The 19,212-nt window shown below is 72.1% G+C and carries 16 protein-coding genes; 11 read left to right on the forward strand and 5 right to left on the reverse strand.

The window, feature by feature from the left end:
- The first annotated feature begins 108 nt into the window (after nt 1–108).
- The gene (locus ACFZDA_RS31220) at nt 109–741 is read left to right on the forward strand and encodes a PepSY domain-containing protein (RefSeq protein WP_391088231.1); all 633 of its coding nucleotides are present in this window, start codon (nt 109–111) and stop codon (nt 739–741) included.
- A 194-nt stretch (nt 742–935) separates the two neighbouring features.
- Here ACFZDA_RS31220 and meaB read toward each other — a convergent pair whose 3' ends face one another.
- Nucleotides 936–1,892 carry a methylmalonyl Co-A mutase-associated GTPase MeaB gene (gene meaB, locus ACFZDA_RS31225; protein ID WP_391088233.1) on the reverse strand — a complete coding sequence of 319 codons (957 nt, stop codon included), beginning with the start codon at nt 1,890–1,892 and terminating at the stop codon, nt 936–938.
- A gap of 34 nt (nt 1,893–1,926) precedes the next feature.
- Nucleotides 1,927–3,126 (reverse strand): acetyl-CoA C-acyltransferase, encoded by a 1,200-nt coding sequence (locus ACFZDA_RS31230; protein WP_391088235.1) that lies wholly within the window; start codon nt 3,124–3,126, stop codon nt 1,927–1,929.
- A gap of 148 nt (nt 3,127–3,274) precedes the next feature.
- Between ACFZDA_RS31230 and mce the strand changes: the two genes are divergently transcribed.
- The 8 genes from mce to ACFZDA_RS31270 all read left to right on the forward strand — a co-directional run bounded on the left by mce (nt 3,275) and on the right by ACFZDA_RS31270 (nt 13,383).
- The gene (mce, locus tag ACFZDA_RS31235) at nt 3,275–3,715 is read left to right on the forward strand and encodes a methylmalonyl-CoA epimerase (protein ID WP_391088236.1); all 441 of its coding nucleotides are present in this window, start codon (nt 3,275–3,277) and stop codon (nt 3,713–3,715) included.
- Between the two features lie 233 nt (nt 3,716–3,948).
- On the forward strand, nt 3,949–7,896 hold the full coding sequence (gene scy, locus ACFZDA_RS31240; protein ID WP_391088238.1) for a polarized growth protein Scy: 3,948 nt from the start codon (nt 3,949–3,951) through the stop codon (nt 7,894–7,896).
- A 183-nt stretch (nt 7,897–8,079) separates the two neighbouring features.
- On the forward strand, nt 8,080–9,015 hold the full coding sequence (locus ACFZDA_RS31245) for a cellulose-binding protein (protein ID WP_391088240.1): 936 nt from the start codon (nt 8,080–8,082) through the stop codon (nt 9,013–9,015).
- An 85-nt stretch (nt 9,016–9,100) separates the two neighbouring features.
- Nucleotides 9,101–10,069, forward strand: a complete 969-nt coding sequence (locus ACFZDA_RS31250) for an ATP-binding cassette domain-containing protein (protein WP_391088241.1) — start codon at nt 9,101–9,103, stop codon at nt 10,067–10,069.
- A gap of 2 nt (nt 10,070–10,071) precedes the next feature.
- Nucleotides 10,072–10,842 carry an ABC transporter permease gene (locus ACFZDA_RS31255; protein ID WP_391088243.1) on the forward strand — a complete coding sequence of 257 codons (771 nt, stop codon included), beginning with the start codon at nt 10,072–10,074 and terminating at the stop codon, nt 10,840–10,842.
- Nucleotides 10,843–10,985: 143 nt separating this feature from the next.
- Nucleotides 10,986–12,332: an ATP-binding cassette domain-containing protein gene (locus ACFZDA_RS31260; protein WP_391088244.1), complete on the forward strand. Its 1,347-nt coding sequence runs from the start codon at nt 10,986–10,988 to the stop codon at nt 12,330–12,332.
- Nucleotides 12,329–12,517: a hypothetical protein gene (locus tag ACFZDA_RS31265; RefSeq protein WP_391088245.1), complete on the forward strand. Its 189-nt coding sequence runs from the start codon at nt 12,329–12,331 to the stop codon at nt 12,515–12,517. Before ACFZDA_RS31260 ends, ACFZDA_RS31265 begins: the two co-directional genes overlap by 4 nt.
- Entirely contained in the window at nt 12,514–13,383 is an 870-nt protein-coding gene (locus tag ACFZDA_RS31270) for an ABC transporter permease (RefSeq protein WP_391088247.1), read from the forward strand. Before ACFZDA_RS31265 ends, ACFZDA_RS31270 begins: the two co-directional genes overlap by 4 nt.
- Before the next feature lie 6 nt (nt 13,384–13,389).
- On the opposite strand, the gene ACFZDA_RS31275 is transcribed toward ACFZDA_RS31270, so the two are convergent.
- Complete coding sequence (locus ACFZDA_RS31275) at nt 13,390–13,722, reverse strand: ATP/GTP-binding protein (RefSeq protein WP_338783186.1); 333 nt, start codon at nt 13,720–13,722, stop codon at nt 13,390–13,392.
- A 257-nt stretch (nt 13,723–13,979) separates the two neighbouring features.
- On the opposite strand from ACFZDA_RS31275, the gene ACFZDA_RS31280 reads away from it, so the two are divergent.
- Nucleotides 13,980–15,008: an LLM class flavin-dependent oxidoreductase gene (locus ACFZDA_RS31280; protein WP_391088249.1), complete on the forward strand. Its 1,029-nt coding sequence runs from the start codon at nt 13,980–13,982 to the stop codon at nt 15,006–15,008.
- 83 nt (nt 15,009–15,091) lie between these two features.
- On the opposite strand, the gene ACFZDA_RS31285 is transcribed toward ACFZDA_RS31280, so the two are convergent.
- Entirely contained in the window at nt 15,092–15,484 is a 393-nt protein-coding gene (locus ACFZDA_RS31285) for an SCO5389 family protein (protein ID WP_010040113.1), read from the reverse strand.
- A gap of 256 nt (nt 15,485–15,740) precedes the next feature.
- Between ACFZDA_RS31285 and nucS the strand changes: the two genes are divergently transcribed.
- Complete coding sequence (nucS, locus tag ACFZDA_RS31290; protein ID WP_010040116.1) at nt 15,741–16,412, forward strand: endonuclease NucS; 672 nt, start codon at nt 15,741–15,743, stop codon at nt 16,410–16,412.
- A gap of 70 nt (nt 16,413–16,482) precedes the next feature.
- Here nucS and ACFZDA_RS31295 read toward each other — a convergent pair whose 3' ends face one another.
- Complete coding sequence (locus tag ACFZDA_RS31295; protein WP_391088251.1) at nt 16,483–18,981, reverse strand: ATP-binding protein; 2,499 nt, start codon at nt 18,979–18,981, stop codon at nt 16,483–16,485.
- Nucleotides 18,982–19,212: the final 231 nt, after the last annotated feature.

The following is a 19,212-nucleotide window of genomic DNA, read 5'->3' on the forward strand; positions in this document are numbered from 1 at the left end:
AGTGGCAAAGCCGAGCTGAAGATCACTTCAGGGGCCTTCAGCTTCCTCTCAGCCTCGATCAGCCAGATTGGAACACGTCGAAAACAAAACGACTCGGGAGGAATCCGCATGAAGCGCAACATCGTGATCGCCGCTGTGACCGCGACCGCTCTGATCGGAGGCGGTACGGCCACGGCCCTCGCGACCACGGACGACGGGGGCTCGGCGCGGCAGGCGGCCAACACCCGGCTGTCGGACGACGACGCCCGCGACGACCAGGACGCTCCCGACGCGCAGGACGACGACGCGGCGCGGGCGGCTTCCGCCGACGTGACGGCGCCCGAGGCCATCGCGTCCGCCCTGAAGCACACGTCCGGCACGGCCGTCTCCGCGGAGCTGGACGACGAGGACGACAGCGGCAAGGTGATCTGGAAGGTCGACGTCCTGTCCGGCGGCACCACCTGGCACAGCGTGAGCGTCGACCCGTCCAGCGGCAAGGTGCTCGGCTCGCACACCGACGACGAGGACGACACGGCGCAGGTGCGGGCGGCGCTGAAGGGTGCGACCGTGACGGCCGAGGAGGCCGCGAAGGCCGCCGGCGGCAAGGGCACGGTGACCTCTGTCGACCTGGACGAGGACGGCAAGAACAAGTCCTGGGAGGCCGAGACGCACAAGTCCGGCGGCGCCGAGCAGGACTGGAGGATCGACCTCCACACGGGCAAGCTCACGGCGGACCGCGACCAGGACGACGACCAGGACTGATCAGGTACTGCCGCTTTCCAACCGCCTCGGCGTCGCTGCTGACGCCGGGGCGTTGCGCGGCACGACGAGGTGCAGCTGCGGCAGCCAAGACAGGACGCACCCGCAGCCGCCTACGCACCGACCCACCACCGGCGAGCAGGCGCTACGCACACCCCCACGGCACCCGCACAGGCCGCCGCAGGCACCCGCACCGTTCAGCCCTCCGTCAACCCCGCGACGAGTTCGTCAGCCGCACGGTACGGATCCAGCTCCCCGGCCATGATCCGCTCCGCCAAGGCGCCCAGCCGCCGGTCCCCGTGCAGATCCCCGATCCGCTCCCGCAGCGCCGTCACCGCGATCGTCTCGACCTCCCGCGCCGCACGGGCCGTGCGCCGCTCCGCGAGCACCCCCCGCTCCTCCATCCAGGCGCGATGCTTCTCCAGGGCCTCGACGACCTCGTCCATGCCCTCCCCCCGCGCGGCGACCGTCTTCACGATCGGCGGACGCCAGTCCCCGGGCCCCCGGGCCTCCCCCAGCCCCAGCATGTGGTTCAGCTCGCGAGCCGTCGCATCCGCCCCGTCCCGGTCGGCCTTGTTCACGACGTACACGTCACCGATCTCCAGGATCCCGGCCTTGGCCGCCTGGATCCCGTCGCCCATCCCCGGCGCCAGCAGCACCACGGACGTGTCCGCCTGCGAGGCGATCTCCACCTCGGACTGCCCGACCCCCACCGTCTCGACGAGGATCACGTCACACCCCGCCGCGTCCAGCACCCGGATCGCCTGGGGCGCGGCCCACGCCAGCCCGCCCAGATGCCCGCGCGTCGCCATCGAGCGGATGTACACGCCCGGGTCCGACGCGTGCTCGGACATCCGCACCCGGTCCCCGAGCAGCGCACCCCCGGAGAACGGGGACGACGGGTCGACGGCGAGCACGCCGACCCGCTTGCCCTGCTTGCGGTACGCCGTCACCAGCGCCGACGTCGACGTGGACTTGCCGACCCCCGGCGACCCGGTCAGCCCGACCACATACGCCTTGCCCGCCAACGGCGCCAGCGCCGCCATGACCTCACGCAGCTGCGGGGACGCCCCCTCCACCAGGGAGATCAGCCGGGCCACGGCCCGCGGCCGGCCTTCCCTCGCCTGGGCCACCAGGGTGGAGACGTCCTGCATCACAGCTCCGTTCAGTTAAGGGACGTACCGCTACTCAGGCCTTGGGCACCCGCACGATCAGCGCGTCACCCTGACCACCGCCACCGCACAGCGCGGCCGCACCCACGCCGCCGCCACGCCGCTTCAGCTCCAGCGCGAGGTGCAGCACCAGCCGCGCACCGGACATCCCGATCGGGTGACCCAGGGCAATGGCACCACCGTTGACATTCACCTTTTCGGTGGATACCCCGAGGTCCTTCATCGACTGCACGGCCACCGCCGCGAACGCCTCGTTGATCTCGATGAGGTCGAGGCCCTCGACGCCCAGCCCCTCCTTCTTCAACGCGTGCTGGATCGCGTTGGACGGCTGGGACTGGAGCGAGTTGTCCGGCCCGGCCACGTTCCCGTGCGCCCCGATCTCGGCGATCCACTCCAGGCCGAGCTCCTGCGCCTTGGCCTTGCTCATCACCACGACGGCGGCGGCACCGTCGGAGATCTGCGACGACGAACCGGCCGTGATCGTGCCGTCCTTGGAGAACGCCGGGCGCAGCTTGCCCAGGGACTCCGCGGTCGTGTCGCCCCGGATCCCCTCGTCCTTGCTGAACAGCACCGGGTCGCCCTTGCGCTGCGGGATCTCCACGGGCGTGATCTCCGCCTCGAACAGCCCGTTCTTCTGCGCGGCGGCGGCCCGCTGGTGGGACAGCGCGGCGATCTCGTCCTGCTCGGCCCGGCCGATGCCGAGGCGCGTGTTGTGCCTCTCCGTCGACTCGCCCATGGCGACGCCGTCGAAGGAGTCGGTCAGCCCGTCGTAGGCCATGGCGTCGAGCATCTGCACGGCGCCGTACTTGAAGCCCTCGCGGGACTTGGGCAGCAGGTGCGGGGCGTTGGTCATGGACTCCTGGCCGCCGGCGACGACCACGTCGAACTCACCCGCACGGATCAGCTGGTCGGCGAGCGCGATGGCGTCGAGACCGGACAGACACACCTTGTTGATGGTCAGCGCCGGCACGTTCATCGGGATGCCGGCCTTGACCGCGGCCTGGCGCGCCGGGATCTGCCCCGCCCCGGCCTGGAGCACCTGACCCATGATCACGTACTGCACCTGGTCGCCACCGATCCCCGCACGGTCGAGGGCGGCCTTGATCGCGAAGCCGCCGAGGTCGGCTCCGGAGAAGGACTTCAGCGAACCGAGCAACCGCCCCATGGGCGTACGCGCGCCCGAGACGATCACCGAGCTGTTCGTAGCAGAAGACATGAGCTGCGATCCCCTTACCGGCTGCACAGCCGAGGAGTGAACGAGGGTTTACTTCGAATGTACTGACCGGTAGTCCGACCCGTCATCGGGCTGTCGGTGTGATCGCGCGCACGTTGCGTAACCACCTCCGGAGCGCTGCACTGAATCCATGCTGACGCGAATCGACCACATCGGGATCGCCTGTTTCGACCTCGACAAGACCGTCGAGTTCTACCGTGCCACGTACGGCTTCGAGGTGTTCCACTCCGAGGTCAACGAGGAGCAGGGCGTGCGCGAGGCCATGCTCAAGATCAACGATACGTCCGACGGCGGCGCCTCGTACCTCCAGCTGCTGGAGCCGACCCGCGAGGACTCCACCGTCGCGAAGTGGCTCGCGAAGAACGGGGAGGGCGTCCACCACATCGCTTTCGGCACGGCGGACGTGGACGCCGAGGCCGCGGACATCAAGGACAGGGGCGTACGCGTGCTGTACGAAGAGCCGCGACGCGGCTCCATGGGGTCACGGATCACCTTCCTGCACCCCAAGGACTGCCACGGCGTACTGACAGAACTGGTCACTTCGGCGCCCGTTGAGTCACCTGAGCACTGATGCTCGTACATAGGGGCCGGTAGGGTTGGGGGCGGTCGCCGCTCAGTCCAGGGTGACCGCGGTCCCGCCGTGCGACGGCAGGACCACCGGGGTCCGGGTTTCGGGGGACGAGCGTCGGGGCAGCAGCCCGTGCTCCGCCGATGATCTGACACCATTCCCCGGGGGCCCCGTTCGGCGTATGGACGGAGCTCGTTCGGAAAGAGTTGCGACCAGGGGACGGATGGGACCGCGCAGTGCGGGGCTACGAGAGCCAGGAGCGAGAGCCGGCGGCTGACGTCGACCACCTCTCTCGGTTCGAAGCCGAGATGAAGCGGCTGAAGACCGAGCGGGAAAAGGCGATCCAGCACGCCGAGGACCTCGGCTACCAGGTCGAGGTGCTGCGCGCCAAGCTGCACGAGGCGCGGCGCACCATCATGTCCCGGCCCTCTTTCGACGGCGGCGACATCGGCTGGCAGGCCGAGCAGTTGCTGCGCAACGCGCAGATGCAGGCCGACCAGATCCGCGCGGACGCCGACCGCGAGCTGAGCGAGGCCCGGGCCCAGACCCAGCGGATCCTCCAGGAGCACGCCGAGCAGGCGGCCCGGCTCCAGGCGGAGCTGCACCAGGAGGCGGTGACGCGGCGCCAGCAGCTGGACCAGGAGCTGGCCGAGCGCCGCCAGACGGTCGAGTCGCACGTCAACGAGAACGTGGCGTGGGCCGAGCAGCTGCGGGCCCGCACCGAGCAGCAGGCCCGCCGGCTGCTGGAGGAGTCCCGCGCCGAGGCCGAGCAGGCCCTGGCCACCGCCCGCTCGGAGGCCGAGCGGCTGACGACCGAGGCCCGGCAGCGGCTCACCAGCGCCGCCGAGGAGGCCCGGACCGAGGCCGAGCAGATCCTGCGGCGTGCCCGCACGGACGCCGAGCGGCTGCTCAACGCCGCCTCCACCCAGGCCCAGGAGGCCACCGACCACGCCGAGCAGCTGCGGACGTCCACGGCCAGCGAGTCGGAGTCCGCGCGCCGCCAGGCCCAGGAGCTGAGCAAGGCCGCCGAGCAGCGGATGGCGGAGGCCGAGGAGGCGCTGCGTAAGGCGCAGGCCGAGTCGGAGAAGGTGGTCGCGGAGGCCAAGGAGGCCGCCGCCAAGGCCCTGGCGAGCGCGGAGTCCGCGAACGAGACGCGGACACGCACCGCCAAGGAGCAGGTCGCCCGGCTGGTCGAGGAGGCCACGAAGGAGGCCGAGAACACCAAGTCCGAGGCCGAGCAGCTCGTCGCGGACGCCCGCGCCGAGGCGGAGAAGATCGTCGCGGAGGCCTCCGAGAAGGCCCGTACGCTCACGGCCGAGGAGACCGCGACCCAGCTGTCCAAGGCGGCCAAGACCGCCGAAGAGGTCCTCACCAAGGCGTCGGAGGACGCCAAGAAGACCACCAAGGCCGCGGCCGAGGAGGCCGAGCGGATCCGCAGGGAGGCCGAGGCCGAGGCGGACCGGCTGCGGGCCGAGGCGCATGACATCGCCGAGCAGCTCAAGGGCGCGGCGAAGGACGACACCAAGGAGTACCGCGCCAAGACGGTCGAGCTGCAGGAGGAGGCCCGCCGGCTGCGCGGCGAGGCCGAGCAGCTGCGGTCGGACGCGGTCGAAGAGGGCGAGAAGATCCGCGCCGAGGCCCGCAAGGAGGCCGTGGCGCAGATCGAGGAGGCCGCGAGGTCCGCCGAGGAACTGCTCGCCAAGGCGAAGGCGGACGCGGACGAGCTGCGCACGACGGCCCAGACGGACAGCGAGAAGGTCCGCACCGAGGCCATCGAGCGGGCGACGACGCTGCGCCGGCAGGCCGAGGAGACCCTTCAGCGCACCCGGCAGGAGGCCGAGCGCCACCGCGAGGAGGTCATCGAGCAGGCCGAGGCCCTCAAGGCGGACGCCGAGCGTGCGGCGCGCGAGCTGCACGAGGAGACCGAGCGGGCCGTGGAGACCCGTCGCACGGAGGCCGCCCAGGAGCTGACGCGGCTCCAGACGGAGGCGGAGGAGCGGCTGACGGCGGCCGAACAGGCGCTGTCCGACGCCCGTGAGGAGGCCGCGCGGATCCGCCGCGAGGCCGCCGAGGAGAACGAGCGGCTGCGTGCCGAGGCCGCCGAGCGGATCCGTGCGCTCCAGCAGCAGGCCGAGGCGGAGGCCGAGCGGCTGCGCGACGAGGCCGCGTCCGACGCGTCGGCCGCGCGCGCCGAGGGCGAGGCCGTCGCCGTGCGCCTGCGGTCGGAGGCCGCGAGCGAGGCCGAGCGGCTAAAGTCGGAGGCGCAGGAGAGCGCCGACCGGGTGCGCGCGGAGGCGCAGGCCGCCGCCGAGCGGCTGGCCACGGAGGCGTCCGAGACGCTGGCCGCCGCGCAGGAGGAGGCCAACCGGCGCCGCCGGGAGGCCGAGGAACTCCTCGGCAGCGCCCGGCAGGAGGCCGACCAGGAGCGCGAGCGGGCCCGCGAGCAGAGCGAGGAGCTGCTGGCCTCCGCGCGCACGCGCGTGGAGGAGGCGCAGACCGAGGCCATCCGGCTGGTCGAGGAGGCCGACCGGCGTGCCACGGAGATGGTGTCGGCGGCCGAGCAGCACGCGCAGCAGGTCCGGGACTCCGTCGCGGGGCTGCACGAGCAGGCGCAGGAGGAGATCGCCGGGCTGCGCAGCGCCGCCGAGCACGCGGCGGACCGTACGCGGCGCGAGGCGCAGGAGGAGGCGGACCGGGTCCGCTCCGACGCCTACGCCGAGCGGGAGCGGGCGAGCGAGGACGCCGGCCGGCTGCGGCGCGAGGCGCACGAGGAGTCCGAGGCCGCCAAGGCGCTCGCCGAGCGGACGATGTCCGAGGCGATCGCGGAGGCGGAGCGCATCCGCGCGGACGTCGCCGAGCACGCCCAGCGGGTGCGCACGGAGGCGTCGGACGCCATCGCGGAGGCCGAGCAGAGCGCCTCGCGCACCCGGGCGGACGCCCGCGAGGACGCCAACCGCATCCGCTCGGACGCGGCGACGCAGGCGGACACCCTCATCACCGAGGCGCGCCACGAGGCGGAGCGGCTCACGACCGAGACGGTCCAGGAGACCGACCGGCTGCGGATGGAGACGGTCGCCGAGGCCGAGCGGGTCCGTACGGAGGCAGTCTCCGAGGCGGAGCGCCTGCGTTCCGAGGCGGCCGCGGAGGCCGAGCGGCTGCGGGCCGAGTCGGTCGCCAAGGCCGACCAGCTGGTCGGGGAGGCCACGGACGAGGCGGAGCGGCTGCGGGCCGAGGCCGCCGAGACGGTCGGGGCGGCGCAGCAGCACGCCGAGCGGGTCCGCGGCGAGGCCGAGCGCGTCAAGGCGGACGCCGAGGCGGAGGCCGAACGGCTCGTCAACTCCGCGCGCGAGGAGGCCGACCGGACGCTGGACGAGGCCCGCAAGGACGCCAACAAGCGGCGCTCCGAGGCGGCCGAGCAGGTCGACAAGCTCATCACGGAGACCACGGCGGAGGCCGACAAGCTGCTCACGGAGGCGCAGCAGCAGGCGCACAAGACCACCGCGGAGGCCGAGTCGCAGGCCGACACGATGGTGGGCGCGGCCCGCAAGGAGGCCGACCGGCTCGTGTCCGAGGCGACGGTCGAGGGCAACTCCAGGGTGGAGAAGGCCCGTACGGACGCGGACGAGCTGCTGGTCGGCGCGCGCCGGGACGCCACGCAGATCCGGGAGCGTGCCGAGGAGCTGCGCGACCGCATCACGGCGGAGATCGAGGAGCTGCACGAGCGGGCCCGCCGGGAGTCGGCCGAGACGATGAAGTCGGCGGGCGACCGCTGCGACGCGCTCGTCAAGGCGGCCGAGGAGCAGCTCGCGAAGGCGCAGGCGAAGGCCAAGGAGATCGTCTCGGAGGCCAACTCGGAGGCGGGCAAGGTCCGTATCGCCGCGGTGAAGAAGGCCGAGGGGCTGCTCAAGGAGGCCGAGCAGAAGAAGGCCACGCTGGTCCGGGAGGCCGAGGAGCTCAAGGCCGAGGCGATCCGCGAGGCCAAGCGCACGGTCGAGGAGGGCAAGCGCGAGCTGGAGGTCCTGGTCCGCCGACGCGAGGACATCAACGCCGAGATCTCCCGTGTCCAGGACGTCCTGGAAGCGTTGGAATCCTTCGAGGCCCCGTCCCCGGCCAAGGACAACGGAGTCAAGGCAGGCGCAACAGTCGGCGCACCCCGTTCGGGTGGCAAGTCCACGGATAGCTAGCGAACCGGGGCGAAACGGGTGTGTGCTGGAGCCTTTGGCCAGGTCTTTGGCAAGCGGTCCCGGGGTCAGCCACTCAAAAGGGGTCTCATTTTGCAGACCAAACGCGCATCCGCTCGATGACACACCGTTTCGGCCCCTAGGATTCCACCTATCACCTCACCGGTCTCATTCGACAGGAACCCCATGAGCGACACTTCCCCCTACGGCTTCGAGCTTGTGCGGCGTGGATACGACCGCGCTCAGGTGGACGAACGTATCTCCAAGCTCGTCTCCGACCGTGACAGCGCTCTCGCCCGCATCACCGCTCTGGAAAAGCGCATCGAAGAGCTCCACCTCGAGACGCAGAACGCCCAGGCTCAGATCACCGACTCCGAGCCGTCGTACGCGGGTCTCGGCGCGCGGGTGGAGAAGATCCTCCGCCTCGCCGAGGAAGAGGCGAAGGACCTGCGCGAGGAGGCCCGGCGCGCGGCCGAGCAGCACCGCGAGCTCGCCGAGTCGGCGGCCCAGCAGGTGCGCAACGACGCCGAGTCGTACTCGGCGGAGCGCAAGGCCAAGGCCGAGGACGAGGGCCTGCGGATCGTCGAGAAGGCCAAGAGCGACGCCGCCCAGCTGCGTTCCGAGGCGCAGAAGGACGCGCAGTCCAAGCGCGAGGAGGCGGACGCCCTCTTCGAGGAGACCCGCGCCAAGGCCGCGCAGGCCGCCGCCGACTTCGAGACGAACCTCGCCAAGCGCCGCGAGCAGTCCGAGCGTGACCTGGCGTCCCGTCAGGCCAAGGCCGAGAAGCGCCTCGCCGAGATCGAGCACCGCGCCGAGCAGCTCCGCCTGGAGGCGGAGAAGCTGCGCACGGACGCCGAGCGCCGCGCCCGCCAGACGGTGGAGACGGCCCAGCGCCAGGCCGAGGACATCGTGGCCGACGCGAACGCCAAGGCCGACCGCATCCGTTCGGAATCCGAGCGCGAGCTCGCGGCCCTCACCAACCGCCGCGACAGCATCAACGCCCAGCTGACGAACGTCCGCGAGATGCTCGCCACGCTCACGGGCGCCGCGGTGGCCGCCGCCGGTACGCCGGCCGAGGACGAGCCGATCTCCCGCGGGGTCCCGGCCCAGCAGTCCCGGTAACGACCCGGGATACGGAGTCTGAATCTCCGCAAAGCCCTCTGCCGCTCCGGTGGCAGAGGGCTTTGTCCCGTTCTAGCGTGGCGGCATGATTGAGCTCGAGGGGCTGACCAAGCGGTACGGCGAGAAGGTGGCGGTCAACAACCTGTCCTTCACCGTCAGACCGGGCATCGTCACCGGCTTCCTCGGGCCCAACGGCGCGGGCAAGTCCACGACCATGCGGATGATCCTGGGTCTCGACCATCCGACCGCCGGCGACGTCCGTATCGACGGCACGCACTACCAGCAGCTCAAGGACCCGCTGACGTACATCGGCGCCCTGCTGGAGGCCAAGGCCTGGCACGGCGGGCGCAGCGCCTACAACCACCTGCTGTGCCTCGCCCAGAGCAACGGCATCCCGCCCAGCCGGGTGCGGGAGGTGCTGGAGACGGTCGGGCTGACGTCGGTCGCGAAGAAGAAGACCAAGGGCTTCTCGATGGGCATGGGGCAGCGGCTCGGCATCGCGGCCGCGCTGCTCGGCGATCCGCGGATCCTGATGTTCGACGAGCCGGTCAACGGCCTCGACCCCGAGGGCATCCACTGGATCCGCACCCTGATGAAGTCCCTGGCGGCACAGGGCCGGACCGTGTTCGTCTCCTCCCATCTGATGAGCGAGATGGCGCTGACCGCCGACCACCTCGTCGTCATCGGTCAGGGGCGGCTGCTAGCGGACACCTCCATGGCCGACTTCATCGCGCGCAACTCACGGTCGTACGTCCGGGTCCGCAGCCCGCAGCGCGAGCGGCTGCTCGACGTGCTGCACCAGGCCGGGATCGTGGCCGTCGAGGGCGGTGACGGGGTGCTGGAGGTGGACGGCGGCAAGGCCGAGCACATCGGTGAGCTGGCGGCGCAGCACGGGGTGACGCTGCATGAGCTGAGCCCGCAGCAGGCGTCGCTGGAGGAGGCGTTCATGCAGCTGACCGCGGAGTCGGTGGAGTACCACGCGCACAGCGGGACGAGCGTGCCGAGCCCCGAGCCATCGGGGCAGCAGTGGGGCGACGGCTGGAAGAAGGGCTGAGCATGGCGACGACTCAGGTCGTACGGTCGGAGTGGACGAAGATCCGGTCGGTGGCGTCCACGGTGTGGACCCTCTCGCTGGTGGTGGTCGTGACGGTCGCCCTCGGGATGCTGATCTCGGCCCTGTCCAAGAACGAGTTCGACTCCATGGGCGCGCGGGAGCGGGCGGAGTTCGATCCGACGTTCATCAGTTTCGCGGGGATGAGTCTCGGTCAGCTCGCGATGATCGTGTTCGGTGTGCTGGTGGTGTCGAACGAGTACAGCACCGGCATGATCCGCACCTCCCTGGCCGCGGTGCCGCAGCGCGGCTCCTTCCTGTTCAGCAAGATCGCGGTGGCCACCGGTCTCGCTCTCCTGGTCGGTCTCGTCACCAGCTTCACCGCCTTCTTCCTGGGGCAGGCGATGCTCGGCGAGCACCGGGCGGAGATCGGCGACCCGGGGGTGCTGCGGGCGGTGTTCGGCGGGGGCCTCTACATGGCCCTGATCGCGATGTTCTCCATGGGCGTCGCCGCGATGCTGCGCTCGCCGATGCTGTCCCTGGGCATCCTGATGCCGTTCTTCTTCCTGATCTCCAACATCCTGGGCAACGTCGACGCGACGAAGAAGGTCGGCCGGTTCCTGCCCGACCAGGCCGGCAGCCGGATCATGCAGGTGGTCACGCCCGTCGACGACGGCGTCCCGTACGGGCCGTGGGGCGGCCTCGGGATCATGGGGTTGTGGGTGCTCGCGGCGCTGGCCGGCGGGTACGTGCTGCTGAAGAAGCGCGACGCCTAGGGAGCGCGCCCCGGGGGCTGCCGGGGCGCGTCGCGCTCTCCCCTTTACTTTCATTTGGGCGGAACCGTCAGCGCCTCGATATCCTCCTAACCCTTACGGGGGCGTGTGCCCCGCTGTCCTGAACCTTGCGATGGGTGCGGAGCATGATCGAAGCAGTCGGCCTGACGAAGCGCTACGGCGACAAGACCGCCGTGTACAACCTTTCCTTCCAGGTGCGGCCGGGGGCCGTCACGGGCTTCCTCGGACCGAACGGCTCAGGCAAGTCGACGACGATGCGGATGATCCTCGGCCTGGACAACCCGACGGCCGGGCACGTGACGATCGGCGGCTATCCGTACCGCAAGCTGCCCAACGCCCCCCGTCAGGTCGGTGCCCTGCTGGACGCCAAGGCCGTGCACGGGGGCCGGGCCGCCCGCAACCACCTGCTGTGCCTGGCCCAGCTGTCGGGCATCCCGGCCCGGCGGGTGGACGAGGTACTCGGCGTCGTCGGCCTCCAGGACGTGGCGAAGAAGCGGTCCAAGGGCTTCTCCCTCGGGATGGGACAGCGGCTGGGCATCGCCGCCGCGCTGCTCGGCGACCCTCAGGTGCTGCTGTTCGACGAGCCGGTCAACGGCCTCGACCCCGAGGGCATCCTGTGGGTGCGCAACCTGATGAAGGCGCTGGCGGCGGAGGGCCGTACGGTCTTCGTCTCCTCCCATCTGATGAGCGAGATGGCGCTGACCGCCGACCATCTCATCGTCATCGGGCGCGGGCAGCTCCTGGCCGACATGAGCGTGACGGCCTTCATCTCCGCGAACTCCGCCGACTTCGCCCGGGTCCGTACGCCGGACACCGAGCCGCAGCAGCGCGAGAAGCTGTCGGCCGCGCTCACCGAGTCGGGCGGGCACGTGCTGCCCGAGCAGGACGGCGCGCTGCGCGTGACAGGGCTGCCGCTCCCCCGCATCAGCGACATCGCGCACGACCACGGCGTCCGGCTGTGGGAACTGTCGCCGCACCAGGCCTCGCTGGAGGAGGCGTACATGCGGATGACGCAGGGCGCCGTCGACTACCGCTCGACCATCGACCAGAAGGAAGGCCTCCAGCAGCCGCTGCCGCCCGGGGCACAGCCCCCGATGCCGGTCCCCGGCCAGGGTCAGCCCGACTGGTACGCCCCGCCGCCGCCCCAGCACACGATGCCGCCGCAGGGCGCCCCGTACGGCGCGCCCGGCACCCCGGGAGCCCCCGCTTCGGCCACCCCTGCCGCCTCCGGCCCGCAAACCCCCAACCCGTACGCCCAGCCGACGGGTCAGCCACCGCAGCCGCCCGCGCGGCCCGCACCCGCCGGCCGGCCCCAAGCCCCGGCCATGCCCGCCGCGCAGGCGCCGCAGGCAGGCACCGGGCCCGCGCAGGCGACAGGCCGGGCCCCACAGGGCGGCCCCGCGGCCCCGGCGCCCGCGCCGTCGCCCTCCGCCCCGGCCCCTCACCTGACCAAGCCCGAGGACGCCCGATGAGCAGCCCCGCAGCGCTCCCGGCCTCCGCCCGGCCCGCGCTCCGGGCAGACGCACCCGGGCCGTCGGCCGACCGGTCGGCACCCGTGCAGCAGGCAGCCCGGCCGACCCCGCGGGCACCCGCCGCGTACACCGCGCCGGCGCCCGCCCCGACCTCCGACCTGACCAAGCCCGAGGACCTCCGATGAGCAGCCCCCAGCCTCCGATGCCGCCGGCCGCGCCCGCCTGGGATGCGGCGTCCGGTTCTTCGTACTCCGGTTACACCTCGCCGATCCCGGTCGTGCGGACTCACCTCGGGCACGCCATCGCCTCCGAGTGGACGAAGATCAGGTCCGTGCGCTCCACGATGTGGACGCTCGGCGTGTTCGTCCTGCTCGTCATCGGCATCGGCACGCTGACCGGCGTGGTGGTGGCGAACTCCGACCCGGCGCTGTCCGGCGAGAGCCCGCTCGGCCTGGGCTTCTTCGGGCTGCTGCTCGGCAGCATGTGCGTCATCACGCTGGGCGTGCTGACCACGGCCTCGGAGTACGGCACGGGCATGGTGCGCACCACGATGGTCGCGTGCCCGAGCCGGGGCCGGGTGCTCGCGGCGAAGGGCATCGTGTTCTTCCTGGTCGCGTTCGTGGTGACGCTGGTGTCCGCGTCCCTCGTCGCCTTCCTGCACGTGGCCATGCTGGAGGGCGACGGCGTCAGGTCCCCCTCCGGCGGGGAGTGGCTGAAGGCCACGGTCGGCATGTCGGCCTACATCGCTCTGTTGGGCCTGCTCTCGCTCGCCGTCGGCTCGATCATCCGGCACTCGGCGGGCGCCATCACCATCATGATCGGCACTGTGCTCGCCCCGCTGGTGATCGCGCTGTTCATGTTCTCGGAGTCGCTGTCGGCCGTCCGCGACGCCCTGCTCGAGTACTCGATCCCGAACCAGCTCAGCGTCTTCTACTCCGCATCCCTCAGCGAGTCCGGCCCGTCCGGCTGGGACCCGCTGTGGATCATCCTCGGCGCGACGGCCGTCGCGTTCGCCGCCGCCTTCGCCCTGCTGGAGAAGCGGGACGTCTGAGTCCCGTCAGAACCTGGGCGCGTTACGGGACCGCCGCACCCCCGGGGTGCGGCGGTCCCGCGCGTTCCAGCAGGCCTTGTGCCAGTGCCGGCGGTCGTCGACGCCCGTGTGCTCGGACCAGGCCACCACGTGCGGCACCCCGTCCGGGATCAACTGGTCGCAGCCGGGGCAGCGGTACGACTTGCCCTGCGCGCTCGCGCCGGCCACATGCCGCACGCTCCAGCTCTCGCCCTGCCAGTTCTCCGAGGACTGCCAGCCGCCGTAGCGGCCGGGGCGGTCGTCCTCGGCGCTCCGGCCGGACGAAGCGGCGCCCTTGGGTCGGTTGCGACGCGGGGACACGGGACACCTCTCGGGGCTATACAGGACACGGGGTGTGTCCAGCCTACGCGGCGCGGAGGGGGGTACACGTACGCCACCGATCGTCGCAAGTTGCCCGGGCGAGGCGGGCCCCCGCCAAGGTCTCCCCGGGCTCCCGCGGAACGGCCCATTCTGCAGACAATCCGCAAATTACCCCGCCCGGCCGTGTCCTCGGCACGTGTCAGACGGTTATGCCCTGTGGGGGAGCTCCGTGTCGGAGCCAAGGAAGCAGGAAAGCAATGCGCGTTGGAAGTTTCGTGTTGGCGGCCCAGTTCCCCGGTCAGGGCGAGGGAGAGGCGCTGCACCGCGCGGTCCGCTCGGCCGAGGTCGCCGAGGAGGCCGGGCTCGACACGGTCTGGCTGGCCGAGCACCACTTCGTGCCGTACGGCACGTGCCCGTCGGCCGTCACCCTGGCCGCCCTGCTGCTCGGCCGCACCCGCCGCATCCGGGTCGGTACGGCGGTCAGCGTGCTGCCCACCACCCACCCCGTGACCCTCGGCGAACAGGCCGCGCTGCTGCACCACACGAGCGACGGCCGTTTCACTCTCGGCGTCGGGCGTGGCGGCCCGTGGGTCGACCTGGAGGTGTTCGGCGCGGGCCTGGAGGCGTACGAGAAGGGGTTCCCGGAGTCCCTGGACGTCCTGGTGCGCTGGCTGCGCGACGCGTCGGTGGCGGCCGACGGGGAGCGCTTCCGCTTCCGTGAAGTCCCGGTCGTGCCCCGGCCGTCGGAGGCCCTGACCGAGGCCGAGGGGCCCGAGCTCGTCGTCGCGTGCACGTCCCCGGCGAGTGTGCGCCTGGCGGCCGAGCACGGTCTGTCGATGCTGCTCGGTATGCATGTGGGGGACGAGGAGAAGGCCGAGATGGTAGCCCTGTGGCGGCAGCACGCGCGGGCGTGCGGCCGGCCGGCGGAGGAAATCCGCCGCGCGTCCCATGTGTCGGCGGGCGTCTGCCAGATCGCGGACCGGCGGGTCGACGCGGCACAGACCCTGCTGAAGGCGATGCCGGGCTGGCTGAAGCAGGGCCTGGAGGCACATGTCACGGTCGACGGGCGCACGCGCCGGATGCGCGACCCGCTGGCGTACACCGAACTGCTCTGCGGGCTGCACCCGGTGGGCACCCCGCGGCTGTGCGCCGACCGGCTGGCGGCGACCCGCGAGCGGACCGGCATCTCCCGCTTCGCCCTGCTCGTCGAGGGCTCCGGGGACCTGGCGGCGACGGAGGAGAACGTACGGCGGCTGGGGGCCGAGGTGCTCCCCCAACTCGCCTGACGACGCGGTGGGTTCCTGGGGCTTGCCGCTCCGGTGCAGAACTGCACCTCCCGCGTACGGAGCGGCAAGCGAACGGCGCCGCGTCAGCAGTCCCGGAACTCGGGTGACTGGTTGAGCACCTGGCTGCGGACCGACGTGAAGCGGCCCAGCGTCTCGTCGACCGAGGAGTCAAGCGGGAACACGGCCACCCGGTGGCAGTTCTGGAAGGCCAGTCGCACACCGAAGTGCCGCTGCAGCGCGCCGCGTATCGCGTCACTCGCAAGCGCACGCAGCAACTGACCGCGTGCCTGCTCGTCCGGCGGAGGCGTCTGGTTGTCGGCGAACGCACCGCCGTCCACCTTCAGCTGGGCCACCAGGGAGCTGATCATCTCCCACGCATAGGGCAGGGAGGTCCGGACGCAGTCGACGAATTCCGCTTCGTCGACCTCGCCTCGCTCGGCCTGTTCGAGTAGGGCCGGTGAGACGTCGAGCGACATGAGTTCTCCTCTCGCACCCCCGCCCGACGGGCAGGGGTTGCCGGACAGATGAGGGAGTTCGCGATACCGGACACGCTGCGTACACACATCGCGACCTCCCGTTCACACCGTAAGCAACCGACGGTGACCACACCAGGAGAATGCACAGATGAGGCACTCTGAATGACCACACCCTGCACACAATCGGCCAACACCGAACACGCGTTTTCCAGGGCGAATCGCGTCGACACCTGCCCGTCGAGTAGCGTTGCCGACCATGCGTCTCGTCATTGCCCGCTGCTCCGTGGACTACGCCGGGCGGCTCACCGCCCACCTTCCCTCGGCCCCGCGCCTGATCCTGGTGAAGGCGGACGGCAGCGTCTCGATCCACGCCGACGACCGGGCCTACAAGCCCCTGAACTGGATGTCGCCGCCCTGCACGCTGAAGGAGGGCACCGGCGAGGATGAGGGCGTCTGGACCGTCGTCAACAAGGCGGGCGAGAAGCTCATCATCACGATGGAGGAAGTCCTCCACGACTCCTCGCACGAACTGGGCGTCGATCCGGGCCTGATCAAGGACGGCGTGGAAGCGCACCTCCAGGAGCTGCTCGCCGACCGCATCGAGACACTCGGCGACGGCTACACCCTCATCCGCCGCGAGTACCCGACGGCCATCGGGCCGGTCGACATCCTGTGCCGGGACGCCGACGGCAAGACCGTCGCGGTGGAGATCAAGCGGCGCGGTGAGATCGACGGCGTGGAGCAGCTGACGCGCTATCTGGAGCTGCTGAACCGCGATCCCCATCTCGCCCCGGTCCGCGGCATCTTCGCCGCGCAGGAGATCAAGCCCCAGGCCCGCGTGCTCGCGACCGACCGCGGCATCGGCTGCCAGGTCCTCGACTACGACGCGCTGCGGGGCATCGAGGACGACAAGCTGCGGCTGTTCTGAGACACCGTACGTACACGACGAACAGGGCCGGGTCCCAGGAACGGACCCGGCCCCGCTGTCTGTACGGCTGTCACATCACCGGGTCGGGGCCGCTCTGCGGCGCGCTCGCCGTGGTGCTCGCGGGGGCGCTCGACGCCGGGCCGCTGGCCGTGTCGGAGGTGGACGGCTGCGTGGTCGGCGGCTCGGACGTCGGCGGCTGCGAGGTCGGCGACTGGGACGTGGGCGGCTTGGAGGTCGACGGCGGCTTGGACGTCGACGGCGGCTTCGACGTCGTAGGAGGCTTGGACGTCGTCGGCGGCTGGGACGTGGCCGGCGGCTTGGAGGTCGTCGGCGGCCTCGGCGTCGATCCGGAGTCGCTGGGGCTCGGGGACCCGCTGGGACCGCCCGTCGGCGTCGGATCGTCCGGGGTGCCCGGTGTGCCGTCCGGCCCCGGGTCGGTGGGGCGGCTCGTCGCAGCGCCCGGGTCGCCGTTGGAGTCGTTCGCCGGGCGGTCGGCGCCCAGACCGCCGTCGTCTGCGCCCTGGCTGGCCGAGGGGTTGACGCCGACCTGGTCGGACGGCGGGTTCGCCTCCTTGTCGGATGTGGCGCCGAGGGTGACCACCGTGCCGAGCACGGCGACGAGCAGGGCACCGGCGCCGGAGGCCACGAGGTTGCGCCGGGCCAGGCCCTTGAGGCCGCCCCGCGCCTTGCGTGAGGACGCAGGCGGGCCCTGGCGGGTGACCAGCTCCGGCGAGGGCGGCTGCTGGAGGGTCGGGAAGGCCGCCGGCACGCCACCGGCCGGGGACGCCGACTCCTCGTACCGGGCGTCGGGCACCTCCTCCCCCGCGGTCGGCCCGAGCCCGATGGGCGTGCCCGAGCGGTCGGCGACCAGGGCGAGGGCACGACGGCCGGCGACGGTGCCGCGCTTGTCGGAGAGGGAGCCGCGCAGGCCGATCGAGGCCTCCAGTTCGGCCTGGGCCCGGTCGAGCTGTCCGCCGCACAGGGCGAGGATGCCGAGTTCGTGGTGGAAGTAGGCCCGTTCGGCGACATCGCCGGCGAGCCGGGCGGCCTCGGCGCCGGCGTACAGGGCGCTTTCCCAGGCGCTCCAGTGCAGTCCGGCGGCGAACGCGGGCGCGGCGGTGCGCGCCAGGTGCAGGGCCGGGCTCTCCTCACCCTCGGCGGGCGGGCTGGTGAGCGGCCCGAGCACGGCCAGGGCGGCGAGGAGGGCGTCGGCCTCCGCGCACACGCGCTCCGGGGTGACCGAGGGGTGCCCGGCCCACCAGGAGTAGTGCTGGGCGGCGCTGCGGGCGCCGGCCTCGGTCTCGTCGGCGTATCCGGCGGCCTCCAGCTGGGTCAGGACACCGGCGGCGAGCCGGTAGCGGGAGCCGACCGGGGAAACCAGGCCGCAGGAGGCCAGTTCGCCGAGCGCGGCGTCCGCATGGGTGTCACCGACCAGCGCGGGCAGATGCGCCTGGTGCGGGACCTCACCGCCGAGGGCGACGGCGAAGCGCAGGGTGGCGCGCGCGGAGGCGCTCAGCCGGGAGGCGAGCAGCGGCGCGGCCGCGGCGGCCTCACCCAGCGAGGGCAGGGGCATGTCGTCGCCGTCGGCGGGGTCGCAGGCGTCGGCGGCGTCGGCCGGGGGCGCGTCCTCGAAGACGCCGAACTCGTCGACGGCGCTGGTCCCGGCGCGCAGCCGGTCGCGCTGCCGCAGCAGGGCGCCGGCCTGCACGAAGCGCAGCGGCAGGCCCTCGGACTCGAACCAGAGGTCGCCCGCCCAGTTGGACTCCTCGTCGGTGAGGGGCCGGCCGACGGCGTGTTCCAGCAGGTCGAGCCCGGCAGCGCGCTCCAGGCCGCCGAGGATGACCTCATCGACGGCGGCGTCGGCGGAGGGCGCCGGCACGTCCGGCGTGGCGCCGAGCAGGAAGGCGCACTCGGGGGTGGCCTCCAGCAGCTCGTCGAGCGCGGCGCCGCCGAACTCCAGGTCGTCGACGACGACGACCGCGCCGATCTCCCGGACATAGGTGAGCAGTTCATCCCGTTCCGGGCGGTGCAGGGGGGCGTTGTAGACCGCGTAGAAGAGGTCGTGGAGCAGGTCGCCGGAGGTGCGGCCGAGGCCGTTCAGGCGGACGACGCCGTCGGGGGCGAGGTCGGAGCAGTCCTCGCCGACGAGGTCGAGGAGGCGGGTGCGGCCGCAGCCGGCGGGGCCGGTCAGACGGACCGAGCGGCCGCGGGCGAGCAGGCGCACCAGTCGCTCGCGTTCGTCCTGGCGGGCCAGCAGCGGCAGGCTGGGCTGCGCGGGGCCGGGCGGGACGGGCGGCCGGGCCGCGCGCTCGGCCTCGGCGCGCTCCGCCGCCGTGAGCTTCACCGGCCGGGCGGGGCGTTCGGCGGGCGGGCAGACCTCTATCTCGCTGCCGTCGACGGGGTTGACGGTCAGCAGGAAGTCGCCGGAGACGAGCTGCACCGTGCGGGCGAGCGCGGGCGCGTGCTGACTGAAGTCGGGTGTGAGGGGTTCCCTGGGCGGGCGCTGACGCGGCGGCTCGTTGTCGCCGTCGTGGCCGTACTCCTCGGGTCCCCGGGTGTTCGGGTCCATAGGTCAAAGCCCCCCAAAAGCGTGTGTGTGCTCTGAAAAGCCCCTCCCGGCCTTGCTGCACACCGCGCTGTCGCTTCTGGTCCGGGCCCGCAGATAGGGTGTCAAGGCAGCGGGCAGCCGAACCCTAAACCTTCGCACAGTATCTACGACAGTCCGGGGTACCGCGCCGTCCGAGACGTCACGGTCTCGTGAGGATTGCGCGCGTCACATTCGGCGATGTCCGTCCGGGTC

It is taken from the genome of Streptomyces sp. NPDC007991 (assembly GCF_042958445.1).
Classification (GTDB): Bacteria; Actinomycetota; Actinomycetes; order Streptomycetales; family Streptomycetaceae; genus Streptomyces.